This window comes from Methanosarcina sp. MTP4 (assembly GCF_000970045.1).
Classification (GTDB): domain Archaea; phylum Halobacteriota; class Methanosarcinia; order Methanosarcinales; family Methanosarcinaceae; genus MTP4.
In genome coordinates, this window is sequence record NZ_CP009505.1 from 3,271,144 (window position 1) to 3,290,082 (window position 18,939).

The following is an 18,939-nucleotide window of genomic DNA, read 5'->3' on the forward strand; positions in this document are numbered from 1 at the left end:
CACAGATGCACACAGATGGCTTTAATCCGTGTTTATCCGTGTCCATCTGTGGTTCTTGGCAGTAAAAATCCTTGATGTTATATTTGAATCGTTCCTTAATGGGTTTGGAACTTAATTAATTTTTTGTTATACCTACACAATTTCAATAGCTATAGCAGGATTTTCATGGCATCTTATAAACTCCGGTTAAAGCAGTGAAATAACATTAGAACAATGCTGTAAGATTAAACAAATGTAACAAAAATAGATGATAAAAATAACATTAAGTAACACTTATAGTGTATAAAGTAGAAAGTTAATAAATAGGATAACATCATAGTACAATTTACAGCCTTACCCCAGGCCCAGGCCAATAATAATCAAATCTGCACAAAAAAATGGAAAGAAGGGAGGGGGAATATAAGTGTGTAAAATAAAATACAAATTCATTTCTTCTGCTTTACTGATAGGATTGATTATAAACACAGTAAGCATAAGTTCCGCAGCAATTTATTACGATAGCGGGTACAAACAGCTTTACATCGAGAATGAGCCTTCAATAAGTCTTACAGACATCCATAACACGCTACTTGTAAAATACGGAAATTCATTGATCTCAAATAAAGAAAGTAGCCTATGGCATATAAATACCAGTCTTAGAATAATCAACTCCACATTGTATATTACAGCTCCAGAAGTCACAGATATTAGGTGGTCTGCTCCTGGGAACTCATGGCTGATGATGAGCACAACTGGCTCAATTGTAATAGACGGGGTGAATGTAATTGGGTGGAGTGGAGATGGTCCTGTTACATCCGACCCATCAAAACAGAGTTTTGTGGTGTACAACTGTACAATAAAAAACTCCAAATTTGAAAATATTTCAAGTCTGGATATATCGGGTCTTAGAAATGCTGAAATCTTTAATTTGGAAGTCACTAATTGCAGTAATACTTTCTACATAAGGAATAGTGAGAATATAACTGTTAGTGACATCTATATGCATGATACATTTGGATCTCTTGTAACGGAATGTATAGAAAATTCATCTTTTTCCAATTTGAGATTTGAGAATGTTCCTGGAGATCAAGCTTTTGGTATGACAAATCATTCAACCTTCAACAATATAACCGCAATTAACATTGGGGAGGGCATTTGGTGGTCAGACTCTTATTACATAAGTGGTGCAGATTTTTATATTTATAACACAACTTGGAGTAGCTTTGCACCCCAACAAAGTTCATACTGTAACTTCTCAAATATTACAATTTATAGATCAGGTCACAACAGTATTGATATGCACAATACAAAACATGCAATTATAAGTAATGTAAGTCTGTATGATCCAGATAGCAATAACGTTATGATCACTGGCGGAACTGTGGATGCCCCTATAGCCGAAAACATTACCATGAAAAACGTATATACCCTAAATGGTGGAATAGTCTCTGATGTCGGTTCATACGACATACACATTGAGAATGTGCTTCAGGAAGGAATCAAAGATGGATTTGGTATAAATTCAGAAAACTATACATTAATCAACGCAACAAGCACATCTAATGATGGGAATGCTGCGTTGGGGTTGTATTCTTTGCCACCTTATTACGCAAAGAATAATTTCATAATTGATACTAATGTCTACCATTTGGATGCAGATGGTGAGTGGGATACAAAACTAATTAACTTTATGTATAAAAGTATTTACCACTCCAAGTTCACGAAATATTATTATATAGACATGATAGTAGTAGACAGTGATAGAAGTCCTGTAGATAGTGCAACAATAACATTCAATAACGAAGTAGATGATTCAGGATTCCCCAGCGTAGATGGGTATGGAACAAATAAAACTACTTTTAACACTGATATTTCAGGCAGAACCCCTTTACCGGATGAAGACCGTGAAAATTCTCCTGCACTTATAGCTACTCAAGGACTGAATAACGGAAGTTATAACTTATTCACTCATACTGCTACCGTAGAACTTCCAACAGGGTCCAAAATTCACCTAAACGGAATTGCTACTAGTGCGTCTGCTCATGATTCCTCATGGTACCGCCCCGACCCCAACATCCCAACCTATACCATCACCGCAATAATCCCTGATGACTCTCCCGGCCCACACATAACTGGCTTCGCACCCAGTGAAGAAAACCCCTTCAACCCGGGTGATGAAAAGATCTTCAGGGTCTGGACAGATGAAAATCTGACCAGTATGGAATGGTATGTTGATGGATCACTTGTATCAGAAGGATCCCTAAGTTACACATGGAAGGTCACAGAAGGTGGACATGCAATTGAATTCATTGGCTCCAATGAAAACGGCACTGTCAGCCAGAGCTGGAACATCGGAGAATATACCGGTGCCCTGCCTGCACCAATCATAGAATTCCTTCCGACAGATACTATACTTACCCGGAACACTGGAGAAAATGTCATTTTCAGTGTTAGCTCGGATCAACCTCTGACAGCGAACTGGTCTATCAACGGGGAGCTGATCCAGAACAATACAACGTCCATAACCCAGAGCTGGGATATACCTGGCACATACAACGTTACTGTGAACGGGTACAGCGGCGAAGAACCAATCGTACATACCTGGACAGTGGATGTAATCGATTCGTTAAAATCCCAAGATGAATCAACCGTCACGGTAACTCCGGACGATCAAATCGTCACTCCAAACCAGCCATTTACCATCGATGTAAGGATCGATCCTTCAACACCCATAGTCGCAGCCCAGTTTGACCTGCAATTCGACAGTTTAATGGTAAGAGCGAATAGTGTAAGCGAAGGAAACCTGCTCAAACAGGATGGAGCTGGAACCTTATTCAACAGCACCATAAACAACAGCGAAGGAACGGTCACAGATGTCTATGGCGTGATAGTTGGAAAAACAAATGTCTCTTCAGAAGGGGTATTTGCAACCATCAGCATGACTGCAGGAAACAAAACAGGCATATCAGAACTCGACCTTTCCAATGTGAGGGTTCTTGACACCAGTATAACAGACTTGCCAGTTAGTATTAGAAATGCAAGTGTGCTGGTAGATACCGCACCTGTCCTTAATCCGATCGATGATAAATCGGTTTCCGAGTCGAACACCCTGAGCTTCACGGTGGATGCCAGCGATGCTGACGGCGACAGCCTGACTTATTCAGCCGCAGGCCTTCCGGAAGGAGCGAACTTTGATCCTGCAACCGGGGAGTTTAGCTGGACACCGGCAACTGGACAGGCGGGAACTTATACAGTCACCTTTGAGGTAAGTGATGGATACCTCACGAACCCGGAAGATGCCACAATAACCGTGAAATCGCCAAATCGTGCTCCTGTTATTGATTCATTTGAACCGGAAGACGGATCAAGTTTCAATGAGAGTGAAGAAATCGACATTTCAGTTAGCGCATTTGATCTGGACGGGCAGTTCCTGAATTACATCATCAAGATCAATGGGATAAAATGCAGCACTGATCCGAGTTATATCTGGAAGACCAACTACTCGAGCAGTGGGGAGCATACGGTGGAAGTAACGGTAAGCGATGGAATCGACCAGGTAACAGAACAGCACACAATCTACATCAATGACTACTATCCTCCGTGGGATGTGGTTATGAATGGAGAGGTAGATATTGTGGACCTTGCCACAGTCGGCCAGAATTTTGAAACCCCTGTAAGCAAACCTTATCCAAGGTATGACGTAAACCAGGATGGAAGAGTAAATATCCATGACCTTACCCTCGTAGGATACCACTTTGGAGAAAAATACAAATAGATTGAAAAGACCTGACGCAGGTTAAGGGGGACCTGCGTCAGAACTACTTTTTTAAAATGCATATAACTTATTGAGATATTGTTACTCTTTTTGAAATTCGTCCTATTTTGAAACATATTACTTTTTAGACATTCTTCTTCTTTTTGACATATTATTACATTTTTAACACATTGATATTTTATTTATAATTATATGCCAGGACTGTATAAAAAAAGTTACTTATACTTTGCAAGGCTAATAAAAGGGAGGGAATGGTAATAGCAAAGGGGTTACCGGATTAATTTGAGCAATACTAGCTCTATCCATGAATAAATTCGGTTCATGAGAAATTCTGTCCAAAAGTACTGGAAGTTTTCGCAAAAAGGCTTCAAAATACATCCTGCCGCCCTGGAAATTTCAAATAATAAATATCTCTGATTGGCAGATCCGGATATTTTCATGAATGCAGACTTATTCAACCCTTTCTTTCAGCATAAAAATGCCAGCTTCAGACAAAATAAATTTATAATAAAATGTGTAAAATAAAGATCAATGTATATTAAGAGATATATAACAGATGTAAAACGAATTGGCTTGAATAGCGAGTGGGGGTAACTCGAATGCACAGGAAGAGCCTGCAGAACAATACATTACGCCTGAGTCTGATTTTACTATTATTTGCCTCTTTGAGCACCATATTCACGGGTACTGCTCTGGCAGAGACAATCGTAAGCATATCACCGGAAACGCAATCCGTTGGAGAGGACCAGGATTTCATCCTGAGTATATATATCGAACCTGACGCACCTATATCCGGAGCTCAGTTTAACCTCATTTTCGATGAATCCCTGGTCAATGTCAGGGAAATCCGGGAAGGAGACCTGTTTAAGCAGAAAGGAACCACTATGTTTAGCCAGGGTACCATTGACAACTCACAGGGCACTGTTAAAGGCATTTACGGCCTCGTCCTGCGCAAAAATATGGTGACGACACCCGGGACCTTTGCAACAGTCTATCTCAGTTCGACAGACAGTTCAGGGATATGCAAATTACAGCTTTCAAATGTAGAGGTAAGCAACTCAAGCGGTTGCTCAATGCCGGTAACAGCCATACCCGGTACTGTAAGGGTAGGAGATGTTTCGATATCCCCTGCTGAAACAATATCAAGCGCAGGGAGTTACGGAGGCGGAGGAGGTGGGGGAGGAGCAGGTTCTCCCGAGCCCTCAGAGAATGTCAAGCTAAAAGAGCTTTCCCAGTGCTTCATAACCAACGGGGTCCGGGCCAGATATATGTTTAGAGGGGACATCAATGACATAAGGTATGTGGAATTTGACCCCAAAAAAAGCTTTGGGAAGACCACCGCAATCATCGAGATGCTCAAAGAAAAATCCGCACTGACCTCTGGGGAACCGGAAGGCCAGGTATACCAGCACATGAACATCTGGATAGGGACGGACGGGATTTCAAACCCCGAAAATATTGAAAATGGAGCTGTGGGCTTTAGAGTTGAAAGAGCCTGGATAGATGAAAATGAAATTGACCTTACCTCCATCACCCTGAACCATTTCAGCAATGGAAAGTGGGACGTGCTTGAGACCTGCCAGACCGGCGAAGATAAACTCTACCTGTATTTTGAAGCCAGAACACCGGGTTTTTCCCCGTTTGCGATAACCGGGCAAAGCTCAGGGATCTTAAAGAGCACTGAAAGTACAACCCAGGGTTCAAATGATATGCAGGGTTCAAACGATGCCCTGAGGTCAGAAGCTACTTCAAAAGCAACTCAAAGTCCTGAAGGGGAAAAAGAGGCAGAGGCAGGTAAAAAAGACTATACCGCAATAATCTATGTTGCAGTAGGAATAATCCTTTTCTTGCCCGTACTCCTGATATTCAAAAGAAGCTGATGGTGATTGCGCTTTTTTCGTCAAATCACCTTTCATTTATTTTTAATCCGGGTTACAATATTTATTTCTTTACAATCCTCATTCCGTTACAACCTTCCAGGAATGAAAATGCCTATAGCGCAAAAAACCGAAGTTAGCAAGAACATTGCATAAGTTGCCTGTTTTTCAGTTACATTATAGTAGTAAGGCAGGACCCATTTCAATGTAAGAGGGTTGGGGACTTCCAGAATACCATCACCCCGGTCCTTTCCAAACTTGGCGGGAGGGAATTTTTTAACTTTCCAGTACACATACATCAGGAAGTTTACCGTGTGTGGAATAAGCATTATGAACCCGCTTATCAAAAATCCCTGTATGACTATGATAGCGCCTATGGCAGCCCCTATTACCAGGGAACCCACATTTCCCCAGAATATTTTTGATGGGTAATGGTCATAGATATAATAACCGATCAGAGCCCCGGTTAAAGCGACTACTGTTACTATATTTTCGACATCGTTTAGTAGTAGGGATTTAATGATCAGGGAACACAATAAAATTACGGATAAGCCGGATGCAAGGCCGTTATATCCGGAGTGCATGTTCACGAGGTTTGACGCAACAAGCACGTATGTGGGAACTATAAACTGAAGTGAGAGGACCCCGAGAGAAATAGCCCAATCCCCGGAATATAAAACCAGAGGATGAGGTACGTACTGGATAAGCGGATAGGTGCAGTAATACATAATTATGAGTTTGGACAGGCGCCCTATGTTTATCATATCATCCAGGATCCCGAAAAGCCCGAAAAGTACGATAATCACCAGGATAACATAGTTTTGGGTTGTGAACTTAAAAAAGAGAGAATTTAAGGATATCGAAAGTAACGCTATGAGTAAGATTATGAGCCCGCCTGAGGTCGGCACCATTGTAGGCTTTTTCTTGTAGTAGTCTTTAACTACGAAATTATTTTCCTTCAGCCTATTAATGAAATAAGGCATAGTCACTGCTGTAACTAAGAAGGGAAACAAAAAATTACTAAAGAGTTCAATTACTCCGATCCTATAATTAAGAAGGAAATCAATTAAAATGACCACATCCGGTTCCCATTTTTTACATTAGTTCCAATTTTTACGTTTGATTCGTATTGTTTTTTATTTAGAATGGCGTAAAATTACCAGGTGAAAACTCGTTACTATTTTTACCATGCATAATTCAGGAATTTTACGCCATAGTCATTGAAATCAATCGATGTCAAGGCTACACATGATAATAATATCCAGTAAGCTATCGTAAAAACATATATAAAAATCTTATTAAATATAACGAGCTTGCCTTTTTATTGACGAGGCTGCCAAAAATTAGAATATCCGAGGTGAATTAATATCTAAAATATGTCCATAAATAATCAAACAGTTAATAAATAATCAAAGAACTTAAACATTTCAAATAGATTTAAATAAGCACCTTTCATAAATATCCCAGGTAAAATGTCAAAAATAAAAAAAACCAGTATTTTTACTTTAGTCGCAGTTTCATACGCAGTCCTGATTTTCTACTTATCAGTCACTTCAGACCTGGGAGACCTGAAACACTTCCTGGTGATGACCCTGGGTTACAAAACAAGAGACGCCCTGGTCGAAAACAACCTTTCTTTTATCAAGGATTTTTTGCTTGAAACCTTAAGGTTTGTCATGGGTCTGTCCATAGACCCGGCCCATCTCGCCGTGTACTTCGTATTCGGGGTTTTACTGTATCTTGCATTCTCGAATTCCAAAAACCCATCATTGGTAAAATACCCGGCAGTTTACGCCATAGGCACGGGCACAGTTTACGGCATTCTCAATGAGATATTTCAGATGTATCTTCCCTTCCGTGTAGCAAGCATGGCAGATGTGATATCGAACTTTATCGGGCTTGCGATTGCTCAGGTTCTTGCAATAGTTTTTGTCCTGGGATTAAAAGGAATTTCCAAAGGTAGAGATACCAAATAAGCTTCACAATAATAGAAAATTTGTATGTTGCATCCACTGTATCCATGTATTACTTAACAAAATCGCGGTTTTTCATAATTTGACGCATCAAACCAATAAAGTGACGAATGTGAATAATATTAAACTTTTTTTTATATTTATTACATAGTTTATCGAGATATATCATGATGAAATATCCAGAAAATAAGGTAAAAGGGATTCCAAGAAATAGCGTCAAATAATCAAATAAGTGTCGATTGAGAATCTCCAGAGAAAATGACATAAGGATAAAAGATTGAAACAATGTCAAAAGCGGTATATGAAATAAGTATATAGAGTAAGAACTGTCAGCTAATTTTTGTACAGACATAGGTATCTTGAACTTGTTTTGGCAGGAAAATTTGATATTATATAGTGTAAAAATAAGCACAAATATCAGAAAAACGAGGTCTCGTTTGCTAATATCCGAAAGATAGTTTGTGTTGATCCCTAGATATGACATTAACAAAAAAGATAGCAATAAAACAGAGTAAGACAATGTGATCTTCTTAAAAGATTCCAGGTTTTCTGCAGCGGCACTCAGGATTCCGGCAATAAAGATGAAGTAATAACTGAAAACATTAACATTTACCAGGTTGAATTCATTCCTCAAGAATAAAAGAGGGAGCACCATAAAAAAAGAATATGCAAGTAAGCCACCAAAACTTTTTGAATAATGTAAAATTATTGAAAACAAAAAGTAGTATAACAAGATTACACCGACAAACCACCAGACGGACAGAGCATAATCTTCATGAATAAGCCCTTGAAAGCCAAATATGTATGAAAGTAATAAAAACTTATCCGCAGCAATGTCATTTGAGTATACAACATCAAACCCAATTTTGTCCATAGCATAAATAGCAACTATGGAAAGCCAGTACAAAGGATAGATTTTTAGCACTCTTTTCTTAAAAAAGAAAGAGACGTCTTTATCAGTAGCAAAGTTATTATTTTTTTGCATTAAAAATCCGGAAATGAAGAAAAAAATGCTAATCCCGAAGAAAGCGAAAATTTCATCAAGTTCATCAAAAATGGGTAAGCTGGTAAAGCTATCAATGTGTGCAAAAATGATAAAAATAATAGCTACTGACCGGAGAACGTCAATTTCCTGAATACGGGTTACCATAGATATCACTTATGAATAAAAAGAAAATAGAAGAATCACAATCTTAGCGTAGTCATAATTAATACGTATTTTAGTAGGTAAAACTCTATATAAACTGTTTGAAAATAAAAAATTCAAAAAAAAGATATAATAGAAGATACGACGAATTCTTCAAACAGTTATGAAAAAATAATCAAAAAGAAAAAAATAAAAAACGGCTTAGAAAGCCAAAAAGGAAGAGATTAAATTAAAAGATTTAAGAAGTGTGAATTCTACTCAGCTTTCCCGAACCTTCTCCCTTCCCAGTTCAAACGCGTTCACGTTCACTTCAACCGTCTTCGGAGGCACAAGTGCCTTCACACTTTCCAGCAGGACCTCTTTTGAAATAGGCAGGTAACTTGAAACCGCGCCCACCATCACCACATTCATGGCAAGCCTGTTCCCGGCTTCTGCGGCAAGGTCATCCGCGTTGAAGGCTTTCACGGTATATTTTTCGGAGAGGGTTTCCAGAATCTTCGAGACTTCAGGGTATGAAGCCTGGCCCGAAGTTACGGTTACCGGAATTACAGCTTCGGTGTTTACGATCACGACTCCGCCGTCTTTCAAAAAGTCCAGGTACCTGATCGCTTCCATGGGCTCCAGGGCAAGCATCATGTCCGCGCCTTTCTCAGGGATCATGGACCCGAGGTCAGCTCCTATCCGGATATGGTTTACGACCGAGCCCCCGCGCTGGGCCATGCCGTGAGTCTCGGCGGCACGGATGGGAAGGCCTGCTAAAACTGCGGCTTTTCCAATGATGTCCGAGGCAAGGATTGCGCCCTGACCGCCTACTCCGGTAATCAGGAGGTCGAAACTCTGTTTCGGGCTTCCGGCCTCACCAGCATTTGCTTCACTTCCACTAATTCCACTTTCGCTCATTTCTTCACCTCCCCGATTGCATCGAACTTGCATATCTGGGCACAGACCCCGCACCCACTGCAAAGAGCAGTAATTACCGCGACCTTCTTTTCCTCGTCAAACTCGATTGCAGGACAGCCGAACTTCACGCACTGCTTGCAGCCTTCACACTTCTCAGGGTCAACCGCATAGGGGACGCGCCTGACTCCTGCCCTCTTTGCCACAATCACGCAGGGCTGCTTTGCAATTACCACAGCTGTGCCCTTGAATTCCTTTGCGGCTTTAAAGGCTTCCTGGGTTTCTTCAAGGTCATAGGGGTCGGCAACGGTCACAAGCCCGGCTCCCATGGCTTTGCAGAGTTCGGCAAGGGAGACTTCCACGGTCGGCTCCCCGGTTGCGGTAAAGCCCATGCCCGGGTTTGGCTGGTGCCCTGTCATGCCTGTGATGCGGTTGTCCAGGATGGTGACCGTGATGTCAGCCTTGTTGTAGATGGCATTCAGGAGCGAGTTCATGCCGGTATGGAAAAAAGTCGAGTCCCCGATGGAGCAGCAGATCGGCCGCTTCTCGCCTGCATGGTAAAGCCCGGACCCTACGCTGATGCTTGAACCCATACAGAGGGTGGTCTCGACCGTCCCGCTCTGGATGCCCAGGGTGTAGCAGCCGATGTCACTTGGGTAAACCGCGTCCTTCCCAAAGACTTTCTTCATGGAGTAGAAAGTTGCCCTGTGGGAACAGCCGGCACAGAGGGCAGGCGGGCGGGGAGCAAGCTCGAGAGCTTCAGGCTCAGTCCCAGCGGCAGCACCAGAAGCAGCTTCGGAATCAGGTTCTTCGGGAAGGTCAAAGACTTTCCCGAGAGCTTTCAGGAAACTGCTTATATTCAATTCTCCTTCCCGCGAGACAAAGCCGTTCATTTTCCCGAGGATAGAAACCGGAAGCCCGGCGTCCTGTGCGATCATCTTGACCTGCTCTTCCACAATCGGTTCCAGTTCCTCAAATACGAGCACGGCGTCAACGGTTTCAAGAAGCTCCCTGATCAGCTTCTTCGGGATTGGGTATGCACCGATCTTCAGGAAGGAAGCTTCAACCCCGAGTTCTTCAAGGGTTTCTTTTGCATAGACCGAAGCGATCCCTGCCCCGATTACCCCAAACTTCGCACCCGGGTTCAGCTCAAGGGAATTCCAGGGGGATTCAGCCAGGGCATCTTCCATGGCCTGCTGGATCGAGAGTATGTGGGTATGGCGAGGCCGGGCGTTCTTCGGGAGCATGACCCAGCGGTCAAGCAGCTTTTCGAAATTAGCGGGCGGTTTGTCGGTCGGGATATCCCCGAGTTCGATGTCGGACTTCCCGTGGGAGATCCGGGTCGTCGGCCGGAAGATCACGGGCATCTCGAACTTTTCCGAAAACTCAAAGGCATAGGGGATCATGTCCTTGGCTTCCTGGGGAGTGGACGGGTCAAAACAGGGCACAAGGGCAAACTGGGCGTAGCGCCGGGTGTCCTGTTCGTTCTGGGAGGAGTGGCAGGAAGGGTCGTCAGCCACAATAGCGATCAGCCCGCCCTTTGTCCCGGCGTAGGCAAGGGTCATGAAGGGGTCGGCTGCCACGTTCAGCCCCACATGTTTCATGGTAACCACCGAGCGCACCCCGGCCCAGGCGGCTCCCACAGCCACTTCCATTGCCACCTTTTCGTTCACGGACCATTCGATATAATAGTCCCGGTCCTTCCGGGCTGCAAGGGTATCGATGATCTCCGAAGAAGGAGTCCCCGGATAGCCTGAAGCCACCTGTACGCCTCCTTCAAGAAGTCCCCGGGCAATTGCCACGTTTCCAAGCATGTACTCGCGTGTCGTCATAATAAGTCTCCAGTGAATGATGAGAAGAATTTAGTCTAGTAGCGTATTCACAAAGTTAATTATAGAGTTTTTGAAAACATCCGTAACCGGACAGGCATAAACTTTGCACTATTCAAAATAACACGATCAATAATATACTTTCGGATAATAGAGAAGGGAATTTCTCATTAGGAGATCAGATTCAGGACAAGGGTTTCTCAAATGAGATTGTTTCAAAAAGCCAGAGCAGCGTGAATACCGCATCCCGATGGAGATTTTCCGCTCGGAGAGCGGCCCTTGCACAAAGAATGAACAAAAAAGTATTAAAAATAAACCGCCAGAGCAAACAGAGAAAATGCCTTTGACCGAATGAAAAGACACCTCCCGTAATTCAAAAGATTTTAATATTCATTTACATTCACGGAACACTTACGGGTGGTCCTTCAGGATATTCCATCTCATAATTTTACACATGCTCAGGCCGGGCTTGCACCCGGGACTGCAGCCCAGGCAAAGCGAAAGCGTCACAAAAAAGTGAGCTCCGGCTAAGTGAAAGCATCAAAAAAGAAATATGCTGCCCGGAAAAATTAAAATGCACTGATTCACAGACCTTGCCCATGAATCAGTTATTCTCCAGAAACTCTTAGTTATTCTCCAGAAATTCCTCAAGCTTTACAATTTCTTCCAGCTCAATTTCGAATTCTTCCCCTTTCAGGGACGCCTTGAAAAGCCCCCTGTCTGCAGGAATTACCGCGGCAACTTTGGAAGAATCAACGGCTTCCAGAAGCTCGGCCATAATATCTTCCTCGACCTTGTTCAGCACAAAGAAAACCCTGTTTCCTGCCTGGTCCCCGAGTTCCTCGAATTTCCGGGACAATTTCAGGGATTCGTAGGAAGGATCAACGACAACCAGAATCGTGTCAAAGTCTTTGGCAACGCCCCGCCCGAAATGTTCGACCCCGGCTTCCGTGTCCACGATCACGATATCGTCTGCTGAGAGGTCAAGGTTTTCCAGGAACTCCCGGGTAAGGACACCCATGGGACAGGCACAGCCTTCCCCGAACTCGTGGATCTTGCCAATTGCCATGAGCCTGATTTTTCCGGATACTTCCACGAACTCCGAAGGGATATCGGAAAGTTTCCACCTTTCTTCGAAAAAACGGGACTGCTGTTGCTGAGGAGCACTCCCCGAGCCACCCGAGCCACCCGAGCTGCCCGGACCGCCCAGCCCGCCGATTGCAGAGGTCTTCGGGGCTCTTTGCTTCTGCTTGAAACCCTGTTTTCCCCCGAAGTATTCCATCAAATCTTTTGGGGCTGCCAGTCCGAGCTGGGTGTGCAGGCCGTAATTCGACTCGTCCGTATCGAGCACCAGGACGTTTTTCTTTTTTGCCATCTGCTTTGCAAGGAGAGCCGAAACAGTGCTCTTACCACTTCCGCCTTTTCCGCATACTGCTATTTTCATCCAGGATCATCCATTAGAATTGTTTTCAGTACGTTACTCCGTAATAAGTTAAAAAACCTGTTTTTTAGGATGCCGAAAAGGAATAGAAAAAAGGTATTCCGGATAATAGCTATATGAATAAGAAGAGATAAATTTCATTGAGAGGAGAGAGTGGGAATAGGAGAGGGGAATCTGGTTCTGGAAGAGTACCTGGCAAGCTTTATTGCACTGGGAGTTACAATTATTCTCCTTTTTGGGATCGAATACCTGTTTCGCAGGGCAAAAATGGTCACAGGAGATGTGAAACTTGTCCGGCAGCTTATTCAGCTTGCAGTCCTTGGCATTGGCCTTGTTTTCATAATCTTCAGCCTCCCGATCCCTTACGCCGACAAAGAATCAATTCTCCAGCTCCTGGGAATCATTGCCGGGGCTGCGATCGCCCTTTCTTCCACCACCTTCATTGCAAACGCCATGTCCGGAATTATGCTCCGGATTATAAAGCCCTTCAGAGTAGGGGACTACATTGAAAGTGAAACCGTATTCGGGAGAGTTACGGACATCCACATCCTGCATACGGAAGTCCAGTCTATTGACCGGGACCTGGTGACCCTTCCCAACCTCAAACTGGTTTCAAACCCCCTGAAAACTATCCGGACTTCGGGCACGATCATAAGTACCAGCGTTTCGCTTGGCTATGATGTTTCCTGGAAAAAAATTGAAAAAAACCTCCTCCTTGCCGCAGAAAAAACCGGGCTTGAAACCCCTTTTGTCCAGGTCCTGGAACTGGGAGACTTTTCGGTCACCTACAAGGTAGGCGGACTCCTGAAAGAAGTGGAAAACCTCATATCGGTCCGTTCGGAACTTAAAAAAGGGATACTCGACGCCCTCCATGGGAATGATATCGAGATCGTTTCCCCCAATTTCATGAATCAGCGGGTGTTAAAGGACGGGATTGTCTGCATCCCCCAAAAAGAACCGGAAAAACCCGAAGCAGCTGAAAAGACTCCGGAAAAAAAGCCTGAAGAAATAATCTTCGACAAAGCCATAGAAGCCGAAATTCTGGACCGGATCGAAAAATTCCTGGAAAGCCTCGAAAATAAAGAAAAAGAACTCGAACAGCAGGTCAACAGCGTCCTTGATGAAAGTCGGGAAGAAGCCCTAAAAGAGAAGCTGAAACTCCTCAAAAACCGGAAAGAAGAAGTAAAAGCCGATTTTGAAACGGTGAAAAAACAAAAAGAAGGAGAGGAAGAAAAAACCGATCCCGAATTATTTTCAAGGCAGGTCCAGAGCCTCAACCTGAAAGCCGATCACCTGGACATCAGAAGGAGAAAGCTCGAAAGAGAGTTGAAAAAGATATTCGAGGAAAAAGAGCTGCTTGAAGGATGAAGAAAGAAGGATGATTGCCTGAGTGGTTTTTTCGAATACCTCCGAACTCATAAGAAATTAAAAATTCCATCCGAAACCTCAATCCTCAATCCCGCCATGAATGAAGTATAAGTGTGGAGAAAAATCGGGAATAGGTACATATACCTGCACAAAATTTGAGAGCTTGAAAGAACTTGATGAGGATACTCTTTTTCCATTTTCGGCCTGCGCCGACTATAAACTTAACATAAGGCGATTTAAATTTACCTTATTTTCATAAAAATAAAGAATATAAAAAAGTCAATAAATTTTATATAATATAGAATTTATTAGGGAAGCAGGGAAGTTAAGATAAACGGAAAAACGAATTTTTCCTATCACATCTAACCCCGTACGATTGAGATAAAAACCCTAAAAACGGAAAAACGAAATCTTCCGATCACGCCTAACCCCATAGGATTGTGAGAAAACCCTAAAAACGGAAAAACAGAAAAACGGAAAAACGGAAAAACGGAAAAACGGAAAAACGAAATCTTCCGATCACGCCTAACCCCATAGGATTGTGAGAAAAACCTAAAAACGGAAAAACCTAAAAACGGAAAAACGGAAAAACGGAAAAACAGAAAAACGGAAAAACAGAAAAACGGAAAAACAGAAAAACGAAAATTGAGTGTCTTAAACATTCAATATAAATTATACAGATATAATTTTACTTTAGGCAAGATAATACTCAAAAAGCCAGATAATGTCTACATTTTTCGTTTATACATTTCACTTTTCATAATATGACTCTTCGCTATTTTTTATGGGTTGAAAATAATTGCTTCGTCAGAAAGTAGCTAGTGTCGCGTCAACAACCAAGTGTTGTATAATTATGAGTGGTTATGATTGGATGTATACGACATTTTATTCTTGACGCAACACTAGGCCAAAGAGAGAAACATCAAGCTTGAACGTGATGTTCAACAGCAAGTGTATCTAAATCTTGTAAATGTTACTTAAATATTTAGGAAATGAACGTAAGTTACCCACTCGAAATAGCGAAGAACCAAAATAATATATATGTCGATACAATACATTTTTTGAAAGGAGAATACTTTATCAATTAGTGAGTTCTGTCAAATTAGTGACTTATTGGAAATCAGAACCATCATTTAATTGATAAAATAAATATTGGTAATTACACCCCTGTGCTATATCTAAGGATTGCAGCAATTCCGCCAAAAGCTATCATAAGTTGAGAGCCTTCGTCGAAATCTGTTGATATAAAAGCAATCCTTACATTGCCTTTATCAGCGAGTTCTGAGAATTCACCAACGATATCAATAACATCCGTGACTTCAAGTGCAGAACCGCATTCAGGACAATTTCCAGCCGCAGGAACGGCTTCACTGTTTTTCCATTTTCTTGTCCGTTTATACTCATATCCGCAAACACTGCATTTGAGAGTTACTCTTTCAGCCCGAAGGTCTTCAGAAAGTAAAAGCACATCAACTGCCTTTATTTCAAGATTCGCCCGCAAATTGTCTTCTCCATAGGATACTTTGCCGGACTCAGTAGCGATTTCTTTAAAAAATATTTCCATATCTTTCTTTTGCTTAATTAAGTCAATACCCTGGAGAATTTCCTCTGCGGCATTTATTAACTCAGAAAAACCGGATTCATCCGTATACCCCGTATCGAACAATCCAAGAACCTTTTTCTGAAGCTCATAATGTAGAAATTCGCCTTCACTGAACTCTTCTTTAGCTGGAGAATGCCCTCCTATAAGAATGCCTTTAAGTTCAGCTGGCTCTAGTTCAAGGAATGCCTCACTTGCAGCATCCCCTATTCTTTTGTAGAAATCATGAATAGCAATGCGTCTGAGCTGTTCAAACCGATGGGCACTCTGCCCTCCTTTTCTTTGTTTGCCAGGGACAGTAGAGTGGAGATGTTTAATAACTTCAATTTGCTTACCTACAAGCATTCCGATTGTAGCTTCTCTGAAATCAAGAAGTATAAGCCCATAAGTACTGCACTCTTTGACCATTTCCTCAAGAGGCTCAAGATAAAAAACGGAATCACAGTGATATATGTAATGTGAAACAGGTTCCGGAGGAATAAGAACTTCGTTTTCCAGGCCTGTCCTGTTAGCTCCGGTATCGACAGTTCCTGTAAAGTAAACTATCCCGTTTTCCGGTATTTTGTTAAGATGTCTTAACTTTGCCATCAAAGAATCCAGTGCTCCCCGTACGTTATTGCTGGTAAGTTTAGACTTAATGTTCAAAGCCTGCTCATGTTCTTCTCTCAAATGATTTGCAACATCTGAAATCTGTTTATCAGAAGGAACATAAAGGGAAATTAATTCTGTGCCCCTTCCACTTTTACTTCTTAGAGTTTCAAGCTTCTTTTTAAATACATATTTTTCATATGTACAGTATTCAGCCATCCAAGCTTCCTCCTTCTCTCATATAAAAACAGTTGAAGGACCTAAAAAATGACATAAAACTACTATATTCATTTATGCTTTATCTTTTAAAAAACGTTTTTTAATTTCCATTCAAAAACTTCCCTCCACGCCGCATACTTACAAAGTGAACAGATATATGGCAGTCACTGGCAAAAAAAGAGGAAAAGTAGAATTGGCACTAATATAAAAAACGCTACAGATGGAACACTGTTAGAAACACCTATAAGAGACAGTCTTAACTAGAGCCTATCCGATAATATTGCTATATACAGCAACTTTAATATTCCTTTGATCATTGCTGGTGTTGATTATTTCAGATCCAAAAATCCTATACAATCATTTTTAAATATTAAATATTTTACAAACCATAAAAAATTAAAGGTAATATAGTTCTGTACCAACCGGATACATATATGAAAGCGTTGAACTTTCTGGATCAGTTGAAACTAAATATTTTGCATTTGGCTTGTGATACGATGATTTGTTAGGGTATTTTACTTCAAAAAAGATATCATAATAAACTCGTATGTTATTGTTAAACACTTCTTGACAATCCCAAGAATCCCATGGAGATTTGAGATAGTCTATTACAGATTTAACAATTGAATAATCATAAGTTGAGTCCTTAAACGCCACAGCATACTTATGTCTTGGATTTGGGCACAATAAAACGTGATCTTCTTCAACATCATCATAATATCTAAAGCATAACCTACCATTATAAATTTCTCCAACCTCATGTCCACAGTAGTTTAGCGGAGTAATTTTCTGGTTGCAAATAGAGCAGAAAATCTTTTTTGCTCTAAAAGAAGGACTCAGGAAAAGCACATATGGAAATATTTTTTGAAACTCTTTTACCTGCAAGCGAATGTGTTCAATTCCAAAATCTTTGTTTTTGTCTAAAAAATGTCTATCAAGATATCCAATTGAAGTCTCACATTCGATTAGTCGACACCATCCTTTATAGAAGTAGTCTTCATGCATATAATTGAAAGCAGTCATAAAGCAATCTTGAATATGTCCTATTGCTTCTAAACACCATGCCGCTTTTGAAATTTCATGATTATTAGAAACATTGGCTTGCTCTATTATTTTGAATATATTTTTGTAAAAGGTTATTGGCAGAATATCTTTATTTCTACTGCGGTATTTTTTTAACAGTTTTCTACTTTCATCAAACAAATCATCCTTTAAAATTAGGTAGGAGATTTCTTGATCTGTCAATTTTCTTCACTTCCATTAGTGAGTTCGACAGCACCATATTCTAAAAGATTTAACATTACTTTTTCATATGTTTCTGCAGGACCGCAGTATTTGTAATTAATTGTATGATCTTTTTTATTTATCAAAATTTCACTTACAACTTCATTATTTTTTGAGATACACTTATCATAGATATAATTCGAAATTAAATTTATGATGACTGGAAAATAAATTGATTGTACAATAATGGTCGCAAGTACTATTGTATCACTATATTGAGTGAGTTCTTGATATTCGTCATCAATGACAGCAATTCCTACCTTAAAGTCAGCAGAAGAGTTACGTTGTAAATATTGATAAAAATCAATCGTTCCCTGTGGAAAACAAGTATCTTTACTGTAAAATTCACTAGATGATATTACCAAAGCGTTATATGAAGATATTTTATTTTGAATGTCGGGATGTTCAGAATAAGCGCATATAATAGAGTCAAATGTTGTACTAACTGCTCTCTTATCTACAATTTTATTTTTGCTACTCATTAGAATCTGCCCATAAATAATTTTTAATTCAGTATTATGTTTAAACTTCTATATTTATTTTCATTTCATTTTGTCTAAGATATGCGAATGTTTAGTGTAAATTTACCTAAAATTTTCAATAAAGATCGATTTACGAAATATGTAATGAACGTCTGTCTATCGTCTATCTCCCTAAGTTTAGTAATCTCTACATATTAGCTTTGTCTTCACTGAAAAAAAGAAGAAAGATAGGCTCTAAACCATCGGGAAAATCGATAACGACATTATTAGAACTTTGTTTTAACATCAAGTGTTTACACCATTTGTAGAGATTGTCTATCTATGCACATTGTATATTATTAGATATAGAGGGAACAATACTATTAGGATAGGCTCTATTTGAGACATGACACAAAAGATAAGAAATTACAACCAGGATAGGAAATGAGAAATAATTTTGGGAGAAATAAGTTTTTATCAGTATGTTAAGCCCTCATAAAA

Annotated in this window: 12 protein-coding genes; 4 read left to right on the forward strand and 8 right to left on the reverse strand. The window is 40.9% G+C overall.

What is annotated here, in order from left to right; all coding sequences use genetic code 11:
* The first annotated feature begins 403 nt into the window (after positions 1-403).
* Positions 404-3,754 (forward strand): putative Ig domain-containing protein, encoded by a 3,351-nt coding sequence (locus MSMTP_RS20060; RefSeq protein ID WP_231582791.1) that lies wholly within the window; start codon positions 404-406, stop codon positions 3,752-3,754.
* A 599-nt stretch (positions 3,755-4,353) separates the two neighbouring features.
* Positions 4,354-5,634: a PGF-pre-PGF domain-containing protein gene (locus tag MSMTP_RS18100; RefSeq protein ID WP_082090628.1), complete on the forward strand. Its 1,281-nt coding sequence runs from the start codon at positions 4,354-4,356 to the stop codon at positions 5,632-5,634.
* Between the two features lie 86 nt (positions 5,635-5,720).
* On the opposite strand, the gene MSMTP_RS13710 is transcribed toward MSMTP_RS18100, so the two are convergent.
* Positions 5,721-6,710 carry a UDP-N-acetylglucosamine-1-phosphate transferase gene (locus MSMTP_RS13710; protein WP_231582792.1) on the reverse strand — a complete coding sequence of 330 codons (990 nt, stop codon included), beginning with the start codon at positions 6,708-6,710 and terminating at the stop codon, positions 5,721-5,723.
* A gap of 393 nt (positions 6,711-7,103) precedes the next feature.
* Between MSMTP_RS13710 and MSMTP_RS13715 the strand changes: the two genes are divergently transcribed.
* Positions 7,104-7,607 carry a VanZ family protein gene (locus tag MSMTP_RS13715; RefSeq protein WP_048180490.1) on the forward strand — a complete coding sequence of 168 codons (504 nt, stop codon included), beginning with the start codon at positions 7,104-7,106 and terminating at the stop codon, positions 7,605-7,607.
* A gap of 49 nt (positions 7,608-7,656) precedes the next feature.
* Here the strand turns inward: MSMTP_RS13715 and MSMTP_RS13720 are convergent, their stop codons facing one another.
* The 4 genes from MSMTP_RS13720 to MSMTP_RS13735 all read right to left on the reverse strand — a co-directional run bounded on the left by MSMTP_RS13720 (position 7,657) and on the right by MSMTP_RS13735 (position 12,921).
* A complete protein-coding gene (locus tag MSMTP_RS13720) occupies positions 7,657-8,754 on the reverse strand; it encodes an acyltransferase (RefSeq protein ID WP_048180492.1) in 1,098 nt (365 codons plus the stop codon).
* 255 nt (positions 8,755-9,009) lie between these two features.
* Complete coding sequence (locus MSMTP_RS13725) at positions 9,010-9,651, reverse strand: indolepyruvate oxidoreductase subunit beta (RefSeq protein WP_082090629.1); 642 nt, start codon at positions 9,649-9,651, stop codon at positions 9,010-9,012.
* Positions 9,648-11,480, reverse strand: a complete 1,833-nt coding sequence (iorA, locus tag MSMTP_RS13730) for an indolepyruvate ferredoxin oxidoreductase subunit alpha (protein ID WP_048180495.1) — start codon at positions 11,478-11,480, stop codon at positions 9,648-9,650. Before iorA ends, MSMTP_RS13725 begins: the two co-directional genes overlap by 4 nt.
* Before the next feature lie 622 nt (positions 11,481-12,102).
* Positions 12,103-12,921, reverse strand: coding sequence for an ArsA-related P-loop ATPase (locus MSMTP_RS13735; protein ID WP_048180498.1), 819 nt, complete (start codon positions 12,919-12,921; stop codon positions 12,103-12,105).
* A 150-nt stretch (positions 12,922-13,071) separates the two neighbouring features.
* Between MSMTP_RS13735 and MSMTP_RS13740 the strand changes: the two genes are divergently transcribed.
* A complete protein-coding gene (locus MSMTP_RS13740) occupies positions 13,072-14,286 on the forward strand; it encodes a mechanosensitive ion channel family protein (RefSeq protein WP_231582793.1) in 1,215 nt (404 codons plus the stop codon).
* Positions 14,287-15,445: 1,159 nt separating this feature from the next.
* Here MSMTP_RS13740 and prf1 read toward each other — a convergent pair.
* The 3 genes from prf1 to MSMTP_RS18110 all read right to left on the reverse strand — a co-directional run bounded on the left by prf1 (position 15,446) and on the right by MSMTP_RS18110 (position 18,459).
* On the reverse strand, positions 15,446-16,693 hold the full coding sequence (gene prf1 / locus MSMTP_RS13745) for a peptide chain release factor aRF-1 (protein ID WP_048180500.1): 1,248 nt from the start codon (positions 16,691-16,693) through the stop codon (positions 15,446-15,448).
* A gap of 396 nt (positions 16,694-17,089) precedes the next feature.
* Positions 17,090-17,938 (reverse strand): hypothetical protein, encoded by an 849-nt coding sequence (locus MSMTP_RS18105; protein WP_052718407.1) that lies wholly within the window; start codon positions 17,936-17,938, stop codon positions 17,090-17,092.
* On the reverse strand, positions 17,935-18,459 hold the full coding sequence (locus MSMTP_RS18110; protein WP_052718408.1) for a hypothetical protein: 525 nt from the start codon (positions 18,457-18,459) through the stop codon (positions 17,935-17,937). Before MSMTP_RS18110 ends, MSMTP_RS18105 begins: the two co-directional genes overlap by 4 nt.
* Positions 18,460-18,939 lie beyond the last annotated feature (480 nt).

Coding starts and splice junctions, on each gene's coding strand:
- MSMTP_RS18100 (WP_082090628.1), top strand. CDS start 4,354: ATGCACAGGAAGAGCCTGCAGAACAATACATTACGCCTGAGTCTGATT.
- MSMTP_RS13715 (WP_048180490.1), top strand. CDS start 7,104: ATGTCAAAAATAAAAAAAACCAGTATTTTTACTTTAGTCGCAGTTTCA.
- MSMTP_RS13720 (WP_048180492.1), bottom strand. CDS start 8,754: ATGGTAACCCGTATTCAGGAAATTGACGTTCTCCGGTCAGTAGCTATT.
- MSMTP_RS13725 (WP_082090629.1), bottom strand. CDS start 9,651: ATGAGCGAAAGTGGAATTAGTGGAAGTGAAGCAAATGCTGGTGAGGCC.
- iorA (WP_048180495.1), bottom strand. CDS start 11,480: ATGACGACACGCGAGTACATGCTTGGAAACGTGGCAATTGCCCGGGGA.
- MSMTP_RS13735 (WP_048180498.1), bottom strand. CDS start 12,921: ATGAAAATAGCAGTATGCGGAAAAGGCGGAAGTGGTAAGAGCACTGTT.
- prf1 (WP_048180500.1), bottom strand. CDS start 16,693: ATGGCTGAATACTGTACATATGAAAAATATGTATTTAAAAAGAAGCTT.
- MSMTP_RS18110 (WP_052718408.1), bottom strand. CDS start 18,459: ATGAGTAGCAAAAATAAAATTGTAGATAAGAGAGCAGTTAGTACAACA.